The organism is Puia sp., assembly GCF_035546395.1.
Taxonomy (GTDB): domain Bacteria; phylum Bacteroidota; class Bacteroidia; order Chitinophagales; family Chitinophagaceae; genus Puia.
In genome coordinates, this window is sequence record NZ_DASZXR010000016.1 from 164,501 (window position 1) to 185,370 (window position 20,870).

The window sequence follows — 20,870 nt, forward strand, 5'->3', positions numbered from 1 at the left end:
GGTCGCCGTTGTTCGGTTTTGATACGATCGGTGTGCGATCTATACCTGAGAATAGGGTGCTGGCGTAAGGAACGTGCGGGTGATCTTCGAGATCAGGCGGGCGTCGGAGTATTCGGGCCTTTTGCTGACGGTCTTCCAGTCGGGATCGCTGCCGAAAGCTTTCCACCGCGCGTCATGATCGGCCATATCGTCGAAGGTGAGCATATAGGTGAGGTTGGGGCGATATTGCCCGATGAGGGTCTCGCCGAAGAAGACGGGGCGGGCGCCGACCTTTTTGAAGATGTCGATCTCCCCGGCGTCATTGAACATCTCGATCTTTTTCCGGCCCGCGGCCTCGGTGGGGCTCTCGTAGCGGCGAAGCTCGAAGAGCCGGGGTTTCTTCTCCGGGACTTCCATCACGGGCATATGGGCGAATGCCTTTAGGAGACCGCTTTCGATGCGCTGGTAAGCCGGCGCCGCGGCCGGGGCATCGAGGTAGGGGGCGGCAGCCGCGATATACGCGCTATCGCGCGTCAATTTCCCATTTATACCGGCAAAGTCCCCGATGGATCCAAACGGGATCAGCAGAATCATTTTTGGAACACCCGATTCAGGCTGCGACTCGCTAAAAACGCCAATATTGGCCAAGCCGGCGCGGTTGAGGGCCGGGAGATAGGCATGCTCGAGATAGCCGGAAGTGAGGTCCCGCTGCGCAGTATCGGCGAAGGTATAGGTCCGGAGTTCGTACCACTGCTGTTTGGGGGTGCGGGATTCGTCCATGAGGTTGTTTTTTAGCGGGAGAGCGGCGCCGGTGACGAGGGCGGAGCGGACAAAATTGCGTCTGTTCATGGTTATTTTTTGAGCGTGTTACTGAGAACTTTTAACGATCCATCGACAGGTTCGGCGATGTTCAGGCCCAGGATATGGGCGATCAGCGGATAGACATTGACGTTCTCGAAGGGAGCAAGGGTCATCCCCTTTTTGAAAGCAGGACCCCAGGCGTAGAAGGTGGCGCCCATGTCGGGGACCGCATTGTCATAGCCGTGTTCGCCGGCGATCATCCGCATACCCTTGGTGTGAAAGATGAGGGGATAATGGGCGACGAGGATAATGTCGCCGATGCGATGATAGCGATCGTCCTTGTCGGTGTAATGCCAGCGCGACGGGGTTTCTGAAGGGAGATAGACATAATAGTCCGTGGCGATGGCCTTTAGGGCCGCATACGTGGGGGCGATGTCCTGCTTTTCCTTTGCATAGAGATGGACCATGGTGCCGCCCACGGAGATGATAAACTTGTTGGTGTCGATAACATCCGGGAGGGGAATCCCATGCGTCGTATCGACCTGCGCCATGCCGTGGTCGGATACGAAGACATAGTTGACGGGCAGATGGAGGGAGTCGACTATCCGGGTCATGCGAAAGATCGCATCATCCACCTCGTGAACGGCTTCTTCCGCCTGATGCGACTCAGGTCCATACAAATGCTCGGCGTGATCCACCCAGGAGAGATAGAACGTGATGAGATGCGGCCGCCGCGCCTCCGGCAGGGTAAGCCAGTCCTTTATGGCCTTGAGGCGGGTGTCGAGGGATATCTTGTCGTTGAACCGGTAGTAATACGTCGGCCGGACTCCATCGATCGCGGTTTCGGAGCCTACCCAGAAAAAGGAGGCCGTGAGCATCTTCTGTTGCTCGGCAAGGACCCAGATGGGGGTTCCTCCATAGAAATCGGGATCCTCGACGGCGGCCCTGTCGCGGATAGTATACCCCCTACCCTTCTTCACATCGAAGAAATTATTGTCGACGAGACCATGGTGCGAGGGGTAGAGGCCGGTAGCCAGGCTATAGTGGTTCGGAAAGGTAACGGAGGGGAACGAGGGGGTCATCGACGTGGCGCGGACACCCTGCGCGCGCAGGGCGAGCAGGTGGGTGGCCTTGTATTTGTCGGCGAGGTCGTAGCGGAAACCATCGGCTGAAATAAAGATGACATACGGCTTTTGCTCCTGCTCCCTGCTGTTGGACCGGCCGGGGATCACCTTTTGCGTGCTATCGGCGATCTGGGCGGAGAGGGCCGCCGGGCTGAGGGCCAGGGCGAGGAGCAAATAAAAACGCATATGAATTTGTTTGCGTCAAACATACCGATAAATTTGTTTGAAAAATCAGTCGATATGTTTGCTTATAATATTATAAAACAAGGTTGGGTTCTCCTCCTTTTTGTCGCCCTGCACGCCGCTGCCCAGATCGATCCGCTGCCCCGTAGCACGCCGGAGAAAGAAGGGGTGCCTGCGCAGGCGATCATGGACTTTGTACAGGCGGCCGGTAAGAGCAAGAACGAGCTCCATAGCTTCATGATCGTCCGGCATGGTAAGGTCATCGCCGAGGGATGGTGGAATCCCTACGCGCCCAACCTGAAGCATACGCTGTATTCGACAAGCAAGAGCTTTACCGCGGCGGCGGTGGGCTTTGCATTGACCGAGAAAAAATTGAAGCTGACCGATAAGGTGGTCTCCTTCTTCCCCCCCGAAGAGCTGCCCAGCCCCGTTCCCCCGTACCTGGCAGAGCTGACCGTCAAGGATGCGCTGATCATGTCCGACGGGATGGACCCCGACCCAACCGGTACGGTGGACCAATCGCCGGATTGGGCCAGGGCCTTCCTGGCGACGCCGATCGTGAACAAGCCGGGGACGAAATTCCTCTACAACTCGGCGGGGACCTATATGCTCTCGGCCATCGTTCAAAAAGTGACGGGGGAGAAAGTCATCGATTACCTGCGGCCGCGGCTGTTCGATCCGCTGGGGATCACCGGCGAGGATTGGGAGACGAGCCCGCAAGGCGTGAACACCGGCGGCTGGGGGCTTCGGCTGAAGACCGAAGACATGGCGAAGTTCGGGCAATTGTATCTGCAGGGCGGCAAGTGGAAGGGCAAAACGATTCTCCCCAGGGATTGGGTGAAAGAGGCGACGACGGCGAAGATCCTCCAAAACCCGGCCATCTCCGCACCAACCGATAACGATGGAGACTGGGTGCAGGGATATTGCTACCAGATGTGGCGTTGCCGGCACAATGGCGTGCGGGCCGATGGGGCGTTTGGGCAGTTCATTATCATGCTGCCGGACCAGGATGCCGTCGTGGCCATACAGGCGGAGACGCCGGATATGCAGGACGAGATCAACCTGGTCTGGAAATACCTGCTGCCGCCGATGGTCAACTGGTCGCTGGACGCCAACGCGGATGCCGACGCGAAGCTGAAGACGATGCTTTCAGGGTTGGCGCTGCCGCCGGTGAAGGCGAATGCGACGGGGGCCGATTTCAACATTAACGGTAAGACTTACACGCTCGAATCGAACGACAAGAAGATGACCTCGATCGGCTTCCGGCTGAATGACGACAACTCCTGGCAGGTGGCGATCAAGGACGCCAGGGGGGAATATTCCTTCCCCTTCGGCGACGGCAAGTGGCTGCGGACCTCAACCACGCGGCTGGGGCCGAACCTGACGGATCATGCCCAAAATCATTTCGCGGGGATGCCGGCGGTGATGACGGCAGGGAGCTACCACTGGAAGGACGAGAATACGCTGGAGCTGGTGTTACGGTATATCGAGAGCCCGCATACGGAGACCATGACCTGTCATTTCGATGGGAACACCGTGACGATGGATGATGAGGCGAGCTTTGATTATGGGAAGAAGAAAATGACGATCAAGGGAACGGTTAAATAAGACCTGGCTTACCGAGGCGTATTTAGCCTCTGTGTTAGTTCTTTAGGAAGACCAACCTTTTTCAACAGCTTTTTGGCGGCATTAGCCTTCTTCTCAAAATATTCATTCCCCTCAAAGGAGGGCAAAGAAGGGTCAACAGTAACCAAAGGTTTGGTACCGATTCCTTTTGAGATTGCCTTTTTTTCTTTACGTGCCATCCACTACAAAGATAATCAAATTCCACCCTATGCTGCTATTTTCCATTCAAATCGCTTAAATTATTGAATACCAATAACGAAAGAGGCGCTTTTTCGGCGCCCTAAGAATGCATCGTAATTAACTCCTTTTTTGAATGGTTCCCATTGGTCTTCTTTGAGGCCAAAAACCTCGAATATTGGTAAAATCCTCTCCCAATGCTTATTAATATTCATTTGATAGAGTCTGGTACGGGCTCTGTTAGTACCCTGTATGAAAATCGCAGCATCCAAAAACAGGTTTGTGAAATCATAAATGATACTGCCTAACGTCCCCATGACAACGTCAGTATCCTGATTATTACTTATGCTGGTATCGGAAATATCATTTGTCATTGGATTAAGATCTCCAAAACCAAAATTGAAAATGCTCTGTCCTATTTTCGTAAACTTTGCGATTTTCCGGATAGGTCCGCTGGGTCCGTTACTAATGAAAGAATAGACTCTTAGTGTCTTATCAGAGGTATAACTATATTTTTCCAGCCCGAACATAAAGCACTAAAGATACTGATAAGAAAAGACGAGTTGAAGATTGAACTATGAAAATGGTACAAGCCAAGTATCAAAACCGAACATTTTTCTTTTGGAGTAAAATGGTTATAATTGGCTTACAACGACATACAAATTTGGCATTTTGTTCGCGGGGAATCGAGCATGCTAAAGAACTACCTCGTCGTCGCCTTTCGCCATCTCTGGCGGAACCGCGCCTTTTCCTTCATCAACATTCTCGGGCTGGCGGTGGGACTGACCGCCTTTTTCCTGATCTTTTCCTGGGTAAACCTCGAGACCAGCTATGATAATTTCCATAGCAAGGCGGACCGCATCTACCGGATCACGTCGACGACGCGCACGCCGGCGACCGTAGATTCACAGGCGATGACCTTCACTCCCATCGGGCCGAATCTGAAAAAGGAATATCCCGAAGTGGAGGAGGCGGTGCGTTTGAGCACCGACTGGATCCTCGTCCGAAAAGGCGAGAAGCATTTTATTGAACGTAAGACGGTGCTGGCGGATTCGGGGTTCTTTAAGGTCTTCGATTTCCCGCTGATCGCGGGCAATCGCAATACGGCCCTGACGGCGTCAGGGAGTGTGGTATTGACCGAGTCGGCGGCGCGAAAATATTTCAACAACACCGACGCCATGGGCAAAGAGCTGCTGGTCGGCGGCGGCGGGACTCCGATGACCGTCACGGGGGTGATGAAGGATATCCCGGAAAACTCACAGATCAAGGCCGATCTTTTCGTGTCCCTGTCTTCCTACCGCGCACTCTATGGCCGGCCGATACCCGACAGCGAATGGACCAACCACGCCTACTATACGTATCTGTTGTTCCGGCCGCATACCGACGTCGCGGCATTCGAGCGGAAACTGCCGGATTTCCTCGAACGGCATACCGGCGAGCAGGCGAGGCAACTGCAGATGTCCGACGTATTGCACCTGGAGCGGCTTCGGGATGTCTATCTGCGATCCAAACTGGACGGATTTGTAACGGGCAGCATCCGGAATGTCTGGATCTTCTCGACGGTCGGCATTTTTATCCTGTTGATCGCTTGCATCAATTTTGTCAACCTTACAACGGCCCGCAGCACCGAGCGGGCCAGGGAAGTGGGGGTAAGAAAGGTGATCGGCGCCGGCCGCCTGCAACTGGCGCGTCAATTCGTCGGCGAGTCGGTGCTCATCTGTCTGCTGGCGTTTGCGGTGTCGCTGTTACTGGCGGGCGTTGCGTTGCCGGCGTTCAACACCCTGGCGGGAAAGGTGGTGAGCACGGCCGTCTTCATGCATCCCCGGGATATTGCGCTGTTGTTTGTGCTTTCGCTGGCGATCGGGATCCTGGCAGGTATCTATCCTTCGCTGGTGCTGTCGGCATTCCGGCCGGTGACCGTACTGAAGGGCCGCTTTGCCACGGGCACAAAGGGAATGCTGCTACGGAGGGGTTTGGTGGTGTTCCAGTTCTTTATCTCGACCGTGCTGATCATCGGGACGATCGTCGTCTACAGACAGGTAAGATATATGGAGACACGGGACCTTGGTTTTGCCAAAGACCAGGAGATAGAGATCGATACGAATTTCGACCCCAATGCCAATGCCTTCAAAGCTTCGCTGGCGGGTATCCCCGGCGTGCTTTCAACTTGTATCGCCAGCGGAGCCCCCGGCAACAACGGCGTCACATCGGCGTATACGAAGCTGGAGAACCGGCAGGGCAAGATGCAGGAACTGAATATCGATATGTACCTGGTGGACTTCGATTTTATGCGGCAGTATGGTTTGAAAGTGCTGGCGGGACGGGCATTCTCGCCGGCGTACGCCAGCGATACGGGCGCCGCGATGGTGATGAACGAGAGCGCCGTGCGGATGCTCGGCTACCGGAGTCCGCAGGAAGCGGTCGGCCGCGATTTCGATCAGTGGGGGCGCAAGGGGAAGATCATCGGGGTGGTGAGGGATTTCAACTATAAATCGCTGCGGGAAAGTATTTCGCCGTTGGTGATGCGGGTGGAGACCTGGGCCTGGCTGAATGTGTCGGTGAAGGTTTCTGCGGCAAACCTGCCGGCGACGATTGCGGCGATCGAACGGAACTGGAACCGCCTGATCCCTACCCGGCCATTCGAATACATCTTTTTAGATGAAGCTTTTAAAAAGAAGTATGCGGCAGAGGCGGGGTTCGGCCGATTGTTCTTTTATTTCGCGGCGCTGGCGATCTTTATCTCCTGCCTGGGAGTGCTGGGACTCGCGTCCTACAGCACGATCCAGCGCCGGAAGGAGATTGGGGTGCGAAAGGTGCTGGGAGCCTCGGTGGCGTCGGTCGTGACCTTATTGTCAAAAGATTTCCTGCGGCTGGTGGGATTGGCGTTGCTGATCGCTTCGCCGATCGGCTGGTGGGTGATGAACCGATGGTTGAGCGATTTTGCGTACCGCGCGCCTATCTCGTGGTGGGTGTTTGGGGTGACGGCGGGGCTGTCGCTGGTCATCGTCTTCGTAACCATCGGGGTGCAGGCCGTTCGGGCGGCGTTGGAGAATCCAACGCGGGCGTTGAGAAGTGAATAAAATATTGCGGCCCCGGGCCAATTTCTTTGGTGCACCGGGGCCGCTGAATAGTAGGCCGTTATTTTAGTGGCGATCGCCGTTGTGGCGGCCATTGTCATGGTGACGCCATTCTTCATTCGCCTCATGCTGATCATGCCAGTGTTCGGCGTAGCGGTTGTCGTGACTGCCGCGGATGAACTCCTGGCGGTCCCGTTCGCCGCGGAAGTGGTCATACATCCTGCGGTGTTCCTCGAAGTGCATATACGGTTGCGGATCGTTGATGACTACCTTATGGCTGTGATACAGATCGAAGTCGCGGTAGCGGGCAGGCAGGTCGCGGGAAAAGATCCAGCGGCCTTCACGCTGATAGACGAACTGATGATCGGGGACATAGTAATACGCCTGGATGTCGGGAATATAATAGTATTCGACGTGATCGTAACCCGTGGGACCCCAGGAAGGCTGAATGCCGATATTGACGGAAAAATGGATCTGGGCCTGGGCGGGATTGGCAAGCGCGATACCGCAAAAGACGGCGCCCGCCAAAAGGAGCTTTTTCATACGTTTGAGATTTAAGTGTGGGATTTAAGCCAAAGATAGTGCCAAAAATCATGTAGTGGAAGATTCTTCCTGCGGCCGGTCCTGGACGACCGTGAGGTCGGCGAGGTCGACGGTGATAGGGATCAGCCCCACCTGGACAACGGCTTTTTTGCCGCGGATCTCGCGGACAGTGCCGACCTGGTGGTTCTTCTTCATCATGACCTTATTGCCCAACCCGACGCTGCCGCCCACCTCGGTGTATTTGGCGTCGAATTTCTTCCGGACCTTCTCGTTCACCTGCTTTTCCTTCTGTTTGAACAGCAACGCCTGCATCTGCTTGATCACCTCGTTCTTGTCCTCCGCCTTGCGCCAGTCGAAGACGATCTGGCGAAGCTTGCGTTCCATCTCTTTGAGATAAGCGATGCGTTCCTCGGTGATACGGTTCTGATGTTTCAGCAGCTCGACCTGCTGGTCATGCCGTTCGCGATGGATCAGCGCCTCCATTTCCTTCTTGAGCTTCTCATTCTCCTTCATCAGACGATTCAGGTCCTTCTCTTTCTTCTCCAACGCGGCGAGGTCCTGCTCGGTGGCGTTGAGCAGCTTGTCGAGACGGAAATGATCCTCGTCGACGAGGGTGCGGGCGCGCTGGATGAGCCGCGGCTCGAGACCGATGCGTTCGGCGATAGAGAAGGTATAGCTGCTGCCGGGCTTACCGATGGCCAGCTTATAGAGCGGCAGGAGGTTTTGTTCGTCGAAGGCCATGGCGCCGTTGATGATGCCGGGCGTCTTACCGGCCATGACCTTGAGGTTGAGATAGTGGGTGGTGACGATTCCAAAGGAATGCTTGCGGACCAGCTCCTCGAGGATGACTTCCGCAAAGGCGCCGCCGAGATTGGGGTCGCTGCCGCTGCCCAATTCGTCAATAAAAAAGAGGGTCCGCCCGTTGGCATTCTCCATGAAATATTTCATGTTCTTCAGGTGGCTGCTGTACGTGCTGAGTTCGAACTCGAGGCTTTGGGTATCCCCGATATGGATCATCAGCTGTTTGAAGATACCCATCTCGCTGTCCGGATGAACGGGAACGAGGAGCCCGCTTTGCAGCATCAGCTGCAGCAGGCCGACGGTCTTCAGCGTTACGGTCTTCCCGCCGGCATTGGGGCCGGAGATGACGAGGAGCCGCTCCTTTTCGTTAAGCGTGATATGGGTGGGGATGGTCGGTTTGTTCTGCTTGCGATTGTACAACAGCAGGAGGGGGTGAAAGGCTTGTTTCAGCCCTACGTGCGACCTGTCCAGCAGTTGGGGGAAATTGCCGTTCATATCGCCGGCGAGGCGGGCCTTGGCGCGGATGAAATCGAATTCGCCGAGGATATCGTGCCAGACCTGTAACAGGGGAGCATAACCGGAGAGCCGCGCAGTGAGATCGCGCAGGATACGGTTGACCTCCTTGCTCTCGGAGTGCTCGAGGGAGAAGACCTCGTTGTTCAGCTCGATGGTTTCTTCAGGCTCGACGAAGGAGGTGCGGCGCGTGTCGCTCTCGCCATGGAGGATGCCCTTGACCTGGCGTTTGTGCTCGGCGAAGATGGCCACGACGCGGCGGCCATTGAGGAACGACTCTTCGATGTCGGCGACATAGCCGGCCTTGCCGAGTTTGGCGAGGATGCGGTCGAATACGCGGCGCAGTTCGTTGCGTTTGCGGTACAGGCTCAGACGAATCTCCGCGAGTTCGGGGGAGGCGTTATCCCGGACGGTGCCGCTTTCGTCTATTATTTCGTCGATAGCCTTTACGATGGCCTTTTCATAATGCGTGTGCTCGATGACCCTGGCCAGTGACGGGTAGGCGATCCGGCGTTCGGCGTCGAACCAGCGGAAGATGGAGTCCATTCCTTCGGCCAGGCGGCGGATGAGCAGGAATTGTTCGCCGCCGAGGATGGCGCCGGGGATGCCGAGGAGCTTCAGCTCGCGGGCCAGGTTAAGGGTGTTGTCGTTGGGAAAGTACTGGCCGTTTTGCAGGAGAAGCTTGAACTCATGGGACTGGCGGAGTTCGAGCTCGATGAATTCACGACGGGTATGGATACGGAGCTCCTGGGCCTTTGCACGGGCATATTCAGTGTTGCAATGCTCCGTCAAAAGGTCTCGTACCTTGTTGAATTCCAACTGTACCAGGGCTGAATCGGGAAATATCTTCATGTCTCGATGGACCGGCCGCAGTAACAGCCTGCCGGGATCATTTTTGAACGGCAAAGGTACGGCAAAACAGGGAGGTGTGAAAATACCCACTTTGTGCTATTGCCCGGTGCGGTTCAATGCCATAGGTTTGTGGCATTCCACCAATGCCCTGCCCTACCTGAATTTGCCGGTTCGTATCATCCGCTCCTTGGTCATCAACAATCCTGTTTATATGCAAAAGGGAATTTATTATTTCTTTGTGGCCCTTGTATTTACCGTGGCCGCCTGTTCGAAGACGGGACCGGCCGGTCCCCAGGGATCTACCGGGGCGACGGGCGCAACGGGGCCGCAGGGACCCGGGGGGCCACAGGGTCCCCAGGGCAATGCCAACGTGTTTACGGACACGTTCAGCCTGGCGAACGCCGATTGGCTGTGGAACTCGGGGTACACCTATTCCAACAGCAATAACGGAACCGTTACCTACTTCACGCGGTATCACGACGTCAACTTTAGCAAGATCACCCAGGGGATGCTCGATTCCGGGATGGTGATGGTCTATGTCGCGCCGAACGCGAACGATCAAAATCAATGGTCGCCCCTCCCCTACAGCTTCCTCTCCTTCGGAAGCGCTTTTTATTACAACTATGTGTACGAGACCATGCCCGGCAAGGTGCGGCTGCATTTCTTCTATTCGCAAAACGGCTCCGGGGCTGCGCCCACGACGCTGAGTTCCGATGTGATCCCGACGCACAAGTACAAGATAGTGGCCGTCAGCGGAGCGATAAGTACGGCCATGAAACGCGACAAGGTCGACGCCGGCGATTATAACCAGGTGATGAAATATCTTGGACTGTAACCTCAGCCTCCCAACCCGGCGACGAACTTGTCCACAGTGAGCACTTCCGCCTGGCGGGGAAACACCTTATTCAACAGCACCGCATGAACTTCCGGATCGCGGTCGGCGCAGGCGTCGGCAAGGACGGAAAGACGGTAGTCCTTGTCGGCAGCCTCGCGGACGGTCGACAATACAACGCCACTCGTGGCAATACCGGTAAGAACAAGGTGATCGACGTGGTGGCCGCGGAGGATGACCTCGAGGTCGCTGCCGGCGAAGGCGCTGACACGGCGTTTGGTGATGACGATGTCATCGGGTTGGGGGTCGACGGAAGGGTCGACGGTGGGATTCTCGAGCCCGGCCACGCCGCTTCCCCTGAGCGCGACAAAGGAGATATTGCTTGTATGCGCGGTAAGCTCGGGAAAGCCCTTGCGGAATCCGACGACGACGAAGAGCACGAGGATATCGTTCCTGCGGGCGGCGGCGATGGCCTTCTTCAGGGTAGCGGAGAGCCCGGCCGCAGCATCGCCCATCATCGCCATCGTAGCCGGCTGGATGTCCATGATCAAAAGTGCGGTTCTTAAAGCCTTGCTGTTCTTTTCCATGATGTATCGGTATTGATTGACTTGACAGTGGCGGTGTTAGCGGCGGACCGCGATTTGGCGGCCGTAAGGTATTTCCAGAAAACGGCTACGACAACGAGGGCGATACAGCCTTCGGCGAAGACCGTATTGGGAGCGCCCGCATATTGGGACACGGCGCCCACGAGCAGGCTGCCGACCGGCATCATCCCGAAATAGGACATCGCGAAGTAGCTGATGACACGGCCGCGCATTTCCGGCGCGACGGTCGTCTGGATGATCGTGTTGGTGATCGTCGTCTGGGCCATCATCCCGAAGCCGGAGACGACGGCAAAGACCATCGCCAGCGGAAACCATCGCGTATAGGCGAAACAGAGGAGGCCGATGCCGAAGATGATGGTATTGGTGCGCAGGATCTTTTTCCGGCTCGCCTCCGTGCTTTTCGTCCGGGTGGCCAGGTAGAGGGCGCCGGTGATGGCTCCCAGGCCGATGAAGCTGTCGATGACGCCGAAAGTGGCGGCATTGCCATGGAAGATATCCTTTGCATAGATCGGCAGGACGGTAGCAAAGGGGATGACAAAGAGACTCATGGTCGCGAGCAGGAGGATGACGCTGGCGACGGAAGGGGTGTTCCGAAGATACCGGAACCCTTCTTTCAGATCGCCAAAGGCATTCCTGGTGCGGGCCCCGCGTTGATACGCCGGCAGTCGCATCCGAAGGAGGGAGATGATGACGGCGACAAAGCTGGCGGCATTGAGCGCGAAGCACAGGCCGTAGCCGAATTTATGCAGGATAAAACCGGCGATGGCCGGCCCGATGAGCCGGGCCAGGTTCACCATCGAGGAGTTGAGGGCAAGGGCATTGGGAAGATTCTCCTTGTCGTCCACCATATCATAGACCATGGCCTGGCGGGCCGGAACGTCGAAGGCGTTGATCATGCCGAGGACGACGCCGAACCCGAGTATCGTCCAGACGTTGTACCAGCCGGCGAAGATGAGACCCGCGAAAAGCAATGATTGAACGCCCGATGCGATCTGTGTGACCAGCAGGACACGGAAGCGATGGTAGCGATCGGATACCACCCCGCCGGCGGCCGACAGGAGGAAGGACGGGAATTGGGTGCAAAAAAGGGAAAGTCCGAGCATGAAGCTGGAATGGGTCAGGGTATAGACGACCCAGCTGACTGCCGTACGCTGCATCCACGTGCCGATCAGCGAGACGGATTGGCCATAGAAGTAGAGCCGGTAGTTGCGGCTCCTCATGGCGCGGAAAACAGGGAACTTCAACATGATCTATTCGTCAATGAGTTTGTCAATAATTTTTAAGGCTTCGGCAAGGGTGGCTTTTTCCTGCGGATTCGTCCTTTGCTGCAAGGCGCCGGCCAGCCATTCCTGCTTATCCCTTCGCAACTGCTCCACATATTCACGCCCGGCCGTGGTCAGGGAGAGCAGCACCTTGCGTTTGTCTTCATCGGAAGGGTTCCGGTGGATATAGTTCAGTTCGGCGAGATGGTTGATCACCTGTGACATGGATTGGGTGGTGACCTTTTCTGTCCGGGCGATGTCCGAGGGCGCAAGCCGGTTGTCGGGGTATAGCAGGCCGAGAGTCGCCCGTTCGGTGAGAGAGAGTTGGGCGTCGTTGCGTGTCTCACGCCGGAGAAGCTTGATCAGCCGGCTTACTGTCGTGCGGAGTCCGGCCGCCAGTTCGGCGTCCAGTGGAGTTGGATTCATAATGCGAAAGTAAACTTATTAATTTACTTAACAAAGTAGCTTAACAATATTTTAATGTCCCAAGGTGGTATATTGCACAACCATGAACAGGACTGAAAATACCCCCGCAGGGGCAAAAACGGAGATCGCGACCTTTGGCACCGGTTGCTTTTGGTGTACGGAGGCGGTCTTCCAGGAATTAAAAGGCGTGATCCGGGTAATCTCGGGCTATATGGGTGGAACGGTGGCCAACCCCACCTATGAAGAGGTCTGCGCGGGAACGACGGGACATGCTGAATGTCTCCAGGTGGTGTACGATCCTTCGGTGATCACGTTTGACCAACTGCTGGAAGTGTTTTGGGAGTCGCATGATCCGACGCAGCTGAACCGCCAGGGAAATGACGTCGGCACACAATACCGCAGCGCCATCTTCTACCATACGGAGGAACAACGCCGGAAGGCGGAGGATTACAAGGCGAAGCTGAACAAGGAAGGGGCATACCCCCAACCGATCGTGACGGAGATCACCGCGGCGAGCACCTTCTATCCCGCCGAGGATTATCATCAGAATTATTACAACGAGCACGGCTCCCAACCGTACTGCTACCTCGTGATCCGGCCAAAGGTCGAGAAATTCGAGAAGGTGTTTAAGGATAAATTGAAGAAGAACGATACCACACCCCGCTAAAAGCGGGGCTTTTTTTATATTTAGGGATGTTTAAGAACCACCTTATCGTCGCCTTCCGCGCCCTCCTCCGCGACCGGACGCACTCCTTTATCCACATCACGGGTCTGGCCATCGGGATGGCGATTGCAATGCTGATCGGGCTTTGGATCCGGGACGAGCTGAGCTACGAAAAAGAGAATCCGCATTACCAACATATTGCCCGGGTTATGCAGAACCAGACGACGAATGGGGTCGTCTCGGCGAATCGCAGTATGCCGCTACCCCTCGCGAGCGAACTGCGAACTACCTACGGCAGCAACTTTACCCGCGTGGTAGCGGGATGGTGGACGCAGGAGTATGTGCTGGCTTCGGGTGAGAAGAAGTTGCGGCAGAAAGGGCGATTTATGGAGCCGGGCGCGGCAGAGGTGATGGGACTGAGGTTTATTAAAGGCAATGGAGGATTGGATGACCCAAATTCGATCCTGCTATCGGAGTCGGCGGCAAAAGCGATGTTCGGGGATACCGACCCCGTCGGAAAGACGATGTCCATCGACGTGAATATGGTCGTCCGCGTAAAGGGTGTCTATGCCGATGTACCCCATCATTCCTATTTCAACGATGTGCTGTTCGTCGCGCCTTTTGCGCTGTTTGCCAACGCCAATCCCTGGATAAAAGAGGTCCGGAACAACTGGACGTATGATTTCGTGGAACTGTTCGTACTGCTGCGGGATGGAGTCGATGTGGACCGGCTATCGGCAAGCCTGCGCAACAGCACGCTCGATAAAATGAAGGACAACCCGCTGGGGGCGGCCTATCACCCGCAGGTCTTTCTGCACCCGATGTCGCGATGGCATCTGTACAGCGGCTTCGGCAACGGCGTTACCGCAGGCGGCAATACCCATACCACCCGCGGCAATATCGAATTCGTCTGGCTGTTCGGCACCATCGGGTTCTTTGTCCTGCTGCTGGCCTGTATCAATTTCATGAACCTGGCGACGGCGCGCAGCGAGCGCCGGGCGCGGGAGGTGGGGATCCGGAAGGCGATCGGCGGGATGCGGGGACAACTGATGGTGCAATTCTATTGTGAATCGCTGGCCATGGCGCTTGCGGCGTTTGTTGTCGCCTCGATACTGGTCATGGCCGCCCTACCCTTCTTCAATGCCCTTGCGGACAAGCGGATCACGATTGGCTGGAGCACGCCGTTAGTATGGGCCTCCGGCCTCGGCTTCACCCTGTTCACAGCGCTGCTGGCGGGCAGCTACCCGGCCATTTATCTGTCCTCGTTCCGGCCGGTGGCCGTACTGAAAGGCGCGTTCAAGGCCGGCCGGTGGGCGGGAGCGCCGCGCCGGGTGCTCGTGTCGCTGCAATTCACGGTCTCGGTGATGCTCATCATCGGCACCCTGGTGGTCCATCGCCAGATCCAGTTTGCAAAAGACCGCCCGGTAGGCTACGACCAGGGCGGGTTACTATCCATGTCGATCCAGACGCCGGGATTTGCCGGTCATGCCGAAACGGTCCGGCAGGAGTTGCTGCAGACGGGCGTCGTGGCAGAGACGGCGTTCGCGTCCAGCTCGACCTCGGTGATCTGGGATCTCTGGTCAGGCTATTCCTGGCGGGGCAAGAACCCTGCTGTCCAAGGTGATTTTGCATCGATCGGGGTGTCACCGGAATACGGAAAGACATTGGGCTGGAAATTCGTTGCGGGCCGGGATTTCTCCCGCGACCTGGCGACAGACTCTTCGGCGGCGGTGATCAATGAAGCCGCTGTGAAGTTCACAGGTTTAAAAAATCCCATCGGCGAACAAATCAAGCGCGCCGACGGCCGTGTCTTCACAGTCATCGGAGTCGTCCACGACATGGTGGTGAACTCGCCCTATGATCGCGTCCAGCAGGCGATCTATACTTACTGGCAGGATTACGACCGGGTATACTTTTTTATCCGGACAAGGCCGGGGGTGGCGCTTAGCGCCGCGCTGCCGCTCATCCGCGGCGCCTTTCAGCGGGCAGTGCCGACGGAACCGTTCGATTACCAGTTTCCCGATGAAGAGTATGCGAAGAAATTTGCGGCCGAGACGAGGATCGGGACGATCGCTGCCTTCTTTGCCGGCTTTGCGCTGTTTATCAGTGCGCTCGGCATTTTTGGAATGGCGTCCTTTACGGCCGGGCAGCGGAAGAAAGAGATCGGCGTTCGCCGGGTGCTCGGCGGATCGGTCGGGCATATCTGGGCATTGCTGTCGCGCGAATTCCTCCTGCTGACAGCGCTATCCTTCGCGATCGGCGGGCCGCTGGGATATTATTTTATGCACCGGTGGCTGGAAGGCTATGTCTTTCACGCGGGCATCCCCTGGTGGCTGTTTGCCGCCACAGGAATAGGCGTATTGGTCGTGACCCTGGCGACGGTAAGCGGGCAAGCGGTGCGCGCAGCGCTGATGAATCCGTCGAAATCTTTGCGTAGCGAGTGATTTTCGCCCTGGGCGAAACAGAGAGAATACGCCAACGATTTACATTATATTCGCCACCGAATTGACCTAACGAATCCAAACTCCTGACTATGATCATTTATGGAAGCCGGGCCAAACAATTGGCAAAAGAGACCATTGCCGATCCCTGCCCTGACTGTCAAAGCAACAATTCCGTCGACATGTATGTATTCCAGCGATATGCCCATATCTTCCGGATCCCCTTTTTCCCCATCACCAAGACCGGCGCCAGCCAATGTACGCATTGCAAGCAGGTTCTGAAACTGAAAGAGATGCCACCCTCGCTGCAGGTGGCCTTTGACAACGTGAAGTCTCGCACAAAAACCCCGATATGGACCTTCATCGGCGTTGCACTCATCGGCTTGCTGATCGTCAATGGGACTATCTCGAGCGGAAGGCATGATGCGCAGGTGAGCCAACGGCTAAAGGCGCCGCAGGCGGGGGATATCCTCGAGGTGAAGAAAAGCCCGAGCGTATTCACACTCTATAAAATTGCCGAGGTTCGGCCCGACAGTGTGGCCGTGCTACCCTTGCTGTATACGGTGGACAATCCATCCGGACTGAGCAAGCTGGAGTCGGGGTCCTATGGCTATGCGGCAGAGCCGACAATGTATTCACGCGAGAACCTCTCGGTGTTGCTGCACGCGGGAGAGATCCTGGATGTGATCCGTAAATGATCCGCCGTGCGGCGTCCCTGGGTGCGGCCGCAATTATTCGCTCCGTAAATGTTTTATGGGGTTGGCCATCGCTGCCCGGATCGATTGGACCGTGACGGTCAGCAAGGCGATGAGGATCGCGCCCGCACCGGCAAGGGGAAAGACCCACCACGCAAAAGGCGGCCGGTAAGCAAATTCCTGTAACCAGCGGTTGGTGAGAAACCAGGCGATGGGTGACGCGATCACGAGGGCCAGCAAAACGAGGACAAGAAAGCCCCGGTTGAGCATAGCCGTGATGTCGGTCATGGAGGCGCCGAGGACCTTGCGGATGGAGATCTCGGCAGCTTTTCGGCGGGCCGTGAACAGCGCAAGACCGAAGAGCCCCATGCAGGAGATGGTGATCGCGAGTACCATGACGGCGTCGATAAGCGCCGCCGTTTTTTGTTCCGTTTCATACATTTCGGCGATCAATTCGTCCCAGAAGGCATAGCTGAAGCGATCGCTGGGATAAAGTTCCTTGAATGCCTTTTCCATGGCTTCGAGGGTGGCTTTCACCTGCGCCGCATCCCTTCCCATGCTGGCCAGCCTGACCCCCAGGTCGCCCTCGAATGAGGAGATGTTGCCGATGGCTGCGGGACGGATCGGGTCCTTGAACGAGCTTTCATGAAAGTCGGCTACTACGCCCACAATGGGATAGGGTTTTTGACCCCAGTACAGCGGTTTGCCGATCGCGTCCCGCGGCGAGGCGAAGCCCAGACCTTTTGCGGCCGTTTCATTGATAACCCATTCCAAGAGGCTATCGCTATGGCGGATATTGCGGCCTGCAACGAGATGCATCCCGTAAAACGGAATAAAATTCTCGTCGCCGGCATCTACGTCGGCATTGAGCGGGATATCGTTCTTGCCTTTATATTCGAGCGTCGTGCCAAAGGCGCCCCAGCCGGCCGGCGGGTTACCCTCTCTGACCACTGCGACTATTCCGGGGAGCCGGCGGTACTGCTCTGCCAGTATCCTGACCCTTTCTTTTGAATCGAGCAAGTTGGCGATGGACACCGTGACGACGGCGTCGCTTGTAAATCCATAGTCGGTCTTTAGCATATACCTGATCTGGTTACCCATCAGCAGGGACGTGACGATGAAGACGAGCGAGATGGTGAATTGAAAAACGATCAGCGCCTTTCGCAGCCAATATTTTTCACCGCCTTTTGAGACGCCCCCACCTTTAAGGGTCAGTACCGGGGCATAGCCGGAAAGTACCTTCGCCGGATAAAAGCCTGCGAAAAGAGTGGTGATGACAGTTATAGCGACCAGGAAGGAAAGGTTAAAAGGTGAGAAGGGATGGAAATGTACTCCATCAGGGACATAGTCCGAGAACAGGCGCATGGCGGGATTGACCAGCAGGGCCGCGCCGACGACAGCGGCGAAGGTGATGATGCCGGTCTCTATTAAGAATTGTCCCATCAGGCTGGTCCGGCCGCCACCCATCACCTTACGCACGCCGATCTCCTTTGCACGCTGGAGGGACTGGGCTGTCGAGAGATTGATAAAGTTCACGGCGCCCAATAGCAGGATAAAGACGGCGATGGCCATCATCGCGTATAAGGTCGGTAAATGCGCCTTACGGATTCCGTCGCCCCGATATTCGCTGTTGAAGTGAATATCGGCGAGGGGTTGAAGCTGCATCTGCAGGAAGGTCTTCGAGGTAGGTGTCTCGCGCAGCACCACCCGCCTGCCGATCGCCCGCAGCTGAGCTTCTACCTGCTCCGGCTTCGTGCCTTTGGCGAGCTTGACGAAACAGGTGGGCCAGTACCATTTGCCCATGCCGCCATGCGGGATCCAATCATCCATATGACGCACTTCCTTCAGGAAGCTGGCGGCAATGGTCGGAAAGGATACGAAGTCGGTATAAGGGAAATCGGTGTTGCCGGCCCAGTCGCGGACAATGCCTGAGACAAAGACATGGAGCGAATCCTGGTAGATCAGCTCCTTGCCGATATAAGATTGCGGGGTCGCAGGACCAAAATACAGCCGCGCCCGGCTCTCGGTGAGGACCACCCGAAAGGGTTGACTGAGGGAAGCGGCCGGGCTGCCGGCCAGCCATTGGTATTGGAAGATGTTGAAATAATTGCTGTCGGCGATAATAGTGGCAGGCCGGTCCCTGCCGGGAATCTGGGCGTCGAATTGCGTCGGCGGTTTGTCGCCATTGGGAACCCCGGTAAAGCGGTTTTGGAAGAACCGGAAGGAGGTGCTCACGCATTCCAGGCCCGGGATGCTCCGGCGGATCACCTCGGGTATGGGCGGGAGCACTTCGTGATCCTTATCGGGAGAGGTTTTGCCGCCGCCGCCAACGCGGTAGATGCGGGCGCCGTTGGGATGGAATTTGTCGAAGCTGAGCTCGTATCCCGCGACCAGCCAGATGACGATACACCCACAGATGCCCAGGGCAAGGCTGATGGTGCTGATGAGGGCATAAAGCCGGTTGCGGGTGATGATGCGCCAGGCGATGGTGAAGTAGCTTCGGAGCATGGGATGGGTTTGGATGTTCTCTGCTATAATGGTGCCGGGTTTGCTTTTGTTTGAGGGACAGGTGGTTGGGTTTTGCGGCGGGTTTACGGCTGTGCGCTTGTGATACAATGGGTGTTCGGCTTAGCGACCCGCGATGCGCACCCGCCGGAGCTCGAGCATGTTGAGGCCGTTCGGGACCAGTCCATGTACCCGCGGGTTGATCAAATGGACCACAACGTCATACCATAGGGGAACAACGGGGGCGGCATCGATCACCCGCTGATCCATCTGGCGGTAGAGCCGGTAACGGAGGCTGTCGTTGGTCTCCTGCAGCGACGCCTCGTAAAGACGATCGAATACCGGATCGTTATAACGGGTATAGTTGGGCGGCGCGGGATTCTTCGAATAGAACACGCTCAGGTAGTTCTCGGCGTCGGGATAGTCGGCGATCCAGCTGCCGCGAAAGAAGAGGGCCTTCGACTGCGCCGTCTCTTCGAGCAGGAGGGACTTCTGGACGATCTCGATATTGACGTGAATGCCGATGTCTTCGAGCTGGCGGGCGATAAAAGTGGCAAAGTCGCCATAGATGGGTATGGTCAGGAGCCGGATCGGCGGCAACCCCTTTCCCCCGGGATAGCCGGCAGCGGCAAGCAGCGCCCTTGCACGATCGGGGTCATAGTGATAACCATGCACCGCCGTGCTGTCAAAGGAAGGAAGACCGGCCGGAACGAAGCCGCTTTCCGCGGGAAGACCGAGGGAATTGCGAAGATAGAGCATCATCTTGCGGCGGTCGAACCCCAGGTTTATCGCCTGGCGGACCTGCCGCAGCCTCATTGGCGAAGACCTTACAAGATCATTCGTACTGTCGACGAGGATACCGAGATATTCGGTATTGAGCTGCGGTACGACGGACAGCTCGATCTTATCCCGCCAGTCCTTTTTCAGCTGCCCTTTTTTATTCAGCACTTCGTCTTTGAAGCTGGGATCGATGTTGTTGACGAAATCGAGCTGCCCTTGTACAAACTGCAGGAACTCGGTGGCGGCCTCATCGTTGAAGGTGATCTTGACGGCGTCGAGATACGGCAGGCGCTGCCCGGCGCTGTCTTGTTCGTAATACTTCTCATTCTTTACCAATAGGAGCGTTTGGTTCTCCTCCCAGGATTTGAACCGGAAAGGCCCGGTGCCGACGGGATGGCTGCGGAAGTCCTTGCCATATTTTTCGACGGCCTCATGAGGCACGGCGGAGCAATATTGCATGCTGAGAAGGCCGAGGATGGGGTTGAAGGGGCGGAGGAGACGCAAAACGAAGGTGGTATCGTTGGGGGCGCTGAACGCGGCCGTCGTATCGATTCGATCATGGAAGATCCAGGCGCCGCTGCTGGCGGTGACGGGGTCGAGGATGCGATTGAAGCTATAAACGATATCCGGCGCCACGAGCCGGCGGCCATGCCCGCCGGGAAAACAAGGGTCATCATGGAAAAAAACGTCGTTACGAAGGTGAAATGTCCACTGTTTCCGGTCTGCCGACACCTCCCAGGAACGCGCCAGGGCAGGGACAAAATTCAGATGATCGTCGGTCTCCACCAACGTATTATAAAGTTGATGAATGGCCCATTGTATCGACCGGTTCTTTGCCCCGGCGGGATCGAGCGTGGCGATGCCGTCGCTTTCGTTGTAGGCGAAGACGGTCTTCCCGGAATGCGAGGCGGAGGTACGGCAGGAGGCGATACTAAAGAAGAGCGTAGCAAGGGCGAAATGGATCGGAATCTTTACCTTCATTGC

17 protein-coding genes are annotated in these 20,870 nt (G+C 56.6%); 6 read left to right on the forward strand and 11 right to left on the reverse strand.

Annotated features, from left to right (window positions below; all coding sequences use genetic code 11):
• Positions 1-39: 39 nt before the first annotated feature.
• Both VHE34_RS21750 and VHE34_RS21755 read right to left on the reverse strand, forming a co-directional pair.
• Positions 40-828, reverse strand: coding sequence for an NIPSNAP family protein (locus VHE34_RS21750; RefSeq protein ID WP_325591809.1), 789 nt, complete (start codon positions 826-828; stop codon positions 40-42).
• A gap of 2 nt (positions 829-830) precedes the next feature.
• Positions 831-2,090: an ectonucleotide pyrophosphatase/phosphodiesterase gene (locus tag VHE34_RS21755; RefSeq protein ID WP_325591811.1), complete on the reverse strand. Its 1,260-nt coding sequence runs from the start codon at positions 2,088-2,090 to the stop codon at positions 831-833.
• 54 nt (positions 2,091-2,144) lie between these two features.
• Between VHE34_RS21755 and VHE34_RS21760 the strand changes: the two genes are divergently transcribed.
• Positions 2,145-3,695: a serine hydrolase gene (locus tag VHE34_RS21760; protein WP_325591813.1), complete on the forward strand. Its 1,551-nt coding sequence runs from the start codon at positions 2,145-2,147 to the stop codon at positions 3,693-3,695.
• An 8-nt stretch (positions 3,696-3,703) separates the two neighbouring features.
• On the opposite strand, the gene VHE34_RS21765 is transcribed toward VHE34_RS21760, so the two are convergent.
• Together VHE34_RS21765 and VHE34_RS21770 are read right to left on the reverse strand one after the other, a co-directional pair.
• Complete coding sequence (locus tag VHE34_RS21765) at positions 3,704-3,892, reverse strand: hypothetical protein (RefSeq protein ID WP_325591815.1); 189 nt, start codon at positions 3,890-3,892, stop codon at positions 3,704-3,706.
• 60 nt (positions 3,893-3,952) lie between these two features.
• Positions 3,953-4,420: a DUF6934 family protein gene (locus VHE34_RS21770; protein ID WP_325591817.1), complete on the reverse strand. Its 468-nt coding sequence runs from the start codon at positions 4,418-4,420 to the stop codon at positions 3,953-3,955.
• 162 nt (positions 4,421-4,582) lie between these two features.
• On the opposite strand from VHE34_RS21770, the gene VHE34_RS21775 reads away from it, so the two are divergent.
• Positions 4,583-6,970 (forward strand): ABC transporter permease, encoded by a 2,388-nt coding sequence (locus tag VHE34_RS21775; RefSeq protein ID WP_325591818.1) that lies wholly within the window; start codon positions 4,583-4,585, stop codon positions 6,968-6,970.
• Positions 6,971-7,033: 63 nt separating this feature from the next.
• Here the strand turns inward: VHE34_RS21775 and VHE34_RS21780 are convergent, their stop codons facing one another.
• Complete coding sequence (locus tag VHE34_RS21780) at positions 7,034-7,510, reverse strand: hypothetical protein (RefSeq protein ID WP_325591819.1); 477 nt, start codon at positions 7,508-7,510, stop codon at positions 7,034-7,036.
• A 48-nt stretch (positions 7,511-7,558) separates the two neighbouring features.
• Positions 7,559-9,676, reverse strand: coding sequence for an endonuclease MutS2 (locus VHE34_RS21785; RefSeq protein WP_325591821.1), 2,118 nt, complete (start codon positions 9,674-9,676; stop codon positions 7,559-7,561).
• 76 nt (positions 9,677-9,752) lie between these two features.
• On the opposite strand from VHE34_RS21785, the gene VHE34_RS21790 reads away from it, so the two are divergent.
• Entirely contained in the window at positions 9,753-10,511 is a 759-nt protein-coding gene (locus VHE34_RS21790) for a hypothetical protein (protein ID WP_325591822.1), read from the forward strand.
• Positions 10,512-10,513: 2 nt separating this feature from the next.
• On the opposite strand, the gene VHE34_RS21795 is transcribed toward VHE34_RS21790, so the two are convergent.
• The 3 genes from VHE34_RS21795 to VHE34_RS21805 are packed head-to-tail and all read right to left on the reverse strand — an operon-like array spanning position 10,514 to position 12,801.
• Complete coding sequence (locus tag VHE34_RS21795; protein WP_325591823.1) at positions 10,514-11,095, reverse strand: isochorismatase family cysteine hydrolase; 582 nt, start codon at positions 11,093-11,095, stop codon at positions 10,514-10,516.
• A complete protein-coding gene (locus VHE34_RS21800) occupies positions 11,071-12,360 on the reverse strand; it encodes an MFS transporter (RefSeq protein WP_325591825.1) in 1,290 nt (429 codons plus the stop codon). The genes VHE34_RS21795 and VHE34_RS21800 overlap by 25 nt, the downstream gene beginning before the upstream one ends.
• Positions 12,361-12,363: 3 nt before the next feature.
• The gene (locus tag VHE34_RS21805; protein WP_325591826.1) at positions 12,364-12,801 is read right to left on the reverse strand and encodes a MarR family winged helix-turn-helix transcriptional regulator; all 438 of its coding nucleotides are present in this window, start codon (positions 12,799-12,801) and stop codon (positions 12,364-12,366) included.
• Positions 12,802-12,883: 82 nt separating this feature from the next.
• Between VHE34_RS21805 and msrA the strand changes: the two genes are divergently transcribed.
• The 3 genes from msrA to VHE34_RS21820 all read left to right on the forward strand — a co-directional run bounded on the left by msrA (position 12,884) and on the right by VHE34_RS21820 (position 16,604).
• Positions 12,884-13,468, forward strand: coding sequence for a peptide-methionine (S)-S-oxide reductase MsrA (gene msrA / locus VHE34_RS21810; protein WP_325591828.1), 585 nt, complete (start codon positions 12,884-12,886; stop codon positions 13,466-13,468).
• A gap of 26 nt (positions 13,469-13,494) precedes the next feature.
• Entirely contained in the window at positions 13,495-15,909 is a 2,415-nt protein-coding gene (locus VHE34_RS21815) for an ABC transporter permease (protein ID WP_325591830.1), read from the forward strand.
• An 89-nt stretch (positions 15,910-15,998) separates the two neighbouring features.
• Positions 15,999-16,604 (forward strand): hypothetical protein, encoded by a 606-nt coding sequence (locus tag VHE34_RS21820; protein WP_325591831.1) that lies wholly within the window; start codon positions 15,999-16,001, stop codon positions 16,602-16,604.
• Between the two features lie 33 nt (positions 16,605-16,637).
• Here the strand turns inward: VHE34_RS21820 and VHE34_RS21825 are convergent, their stop codons facing one another.
• Both VHE34_RS21825 and VHE34_RS21830 read right to left on the reverse strand, forming a co-directional pair.
• Complete coding sequence (locus tag VHE34_RS21825; RefSeq protein WP_325591833.1) at positions 16,638-19,109, reverse strand: ABC transporter permease; 2,472 nt, start codon at positions 19,107-19,109, stop codon at positions 16,638-16,640.
• Between the two features lie 120 nt (positions 19,110-19,229).
• Positions 19,230-20,867 carry an ABC transporter substrate-binding protein gene (locus VHE34_RS21830; RefSeq protein WP_325591834.1) on the reverse strand — a complete coding sequence of 546 codons (1,638 nt, stop codon included), beginning with the start codon at positions 20,865-20,867 and terminating at the stop codon, positions 19,230-19,232.
• Between the last annotated feature and the right edge of the window lie 3 nt (positions 20,868-20,870).

Coding starts and splice junctions, on each gene's coding strand:
- VHE34_RS21750 (WP_325591809.1), bottom strand. CDS start 828: ATGAACAGACGCAATTTTGTCCGCTCCGCCCTCGTCACCGGCGCCGCT.
- VHE34_RS21755 (WP_325591811.1), bottom strand. CDS start 2,090: ATGCGTTTTTATTTGCTCCTCGCCCTGGCCCTCAGCCCGGCGGCCCTC.
- VHE34_RS21760 (WP_325591813.1), top strand. CDS start 2,145: ATGTTTGCTTATAATATTATAAAACAAGGTTGGGTTCTCCTCCTTTTT.
- VHE34_RS21765 (WP_325591815.1), bottom strand. CDS start 3,892: ATGGCACGTAAAGAAAAAAAGGCAATCTCAAAAGGAATCGGTACCAAA.
- VHE34_RS21770 (WP_325591817.1), bottom strand. CDS start 4,420: ATGTTCGGGCTGGAAAAATATAGTTATACCTCTGATAAGACACTAAGA.
- VHE34_RS21775 (WP_325591818.1), top strand. CDS start 4,583: ATGCTAAAGAACTACCTCGTCGTCGCCTTTCGCCATCTCTGGCGGAAC.
- VHE34_RS21780 (WP_325591819.1), bottom strand. CDS start 7,510: ATGAAAAAGCTCCTTTTGGCGGGCGCCGTCTTTTGCGGTATCGCGCTT.
- VHE34_RS21785 (WP_325591821.1), bottom strand. CDS start 9,676: ATGAAGATATTTCCCGATTCAGCCCTGGTACAGTTGGAATTCAACAAG.
- VHE34_RS21795 (WP_325591823.1), bottom strand. CDS start 11,095: ATGGAAAAGAACAGCAAGGCTTTAAGAACCGCACTTTTGATCATGGAC.
- VHE34_RS21800 (WP_325591825.1), bottom strand. CDS start 12,360: ATGTTGAAGTTCCCTGTTTTCCGCGCCATGAGGAGCCGCAACTACCGG.
- VHE34_RS21805 (WP_325591826.1), bottom strand. CDS start 12,801: ATGAATCCAACTCCACTGGACGCCGAACTGGCGGCCGGACTCCGCACG.
- msrA (WP_325591828.1), top strand. CDS start 12,884: ATGAACAGGACTGAAAATACCCCCGCAGGGGCAAAAACGGAGATCGCG.
- VHE34_RS21815 (WP_325591830.1), top strand. CDS start 13,495: ATGTTTAAGAACCACCTTATCGTCGCCTTCCGCGCCCTCCTCCGCGAC.
- VHE34_RS21820 (WP_325591831.1), top strand. CDS start 15,999: ATGATCATTTATGGAAGCCGGGCCAAACAATTGGCAAAAGAGACCATT.
- VHE34_RS21825 (WP_325591833.1), bottom strand. CDS start 19,109: ATGCTCCGAAGCTACTTCACCATCGCCTGGCGCATCATCACCCGCAAC.
- VHE34_RS21830 (WP_325591834.1), bottom strand. CDS start 20,867: ATGAAGGTAAAGATTCCGATCCATTTCGCCCTTGCTACGCTCTTCTTT.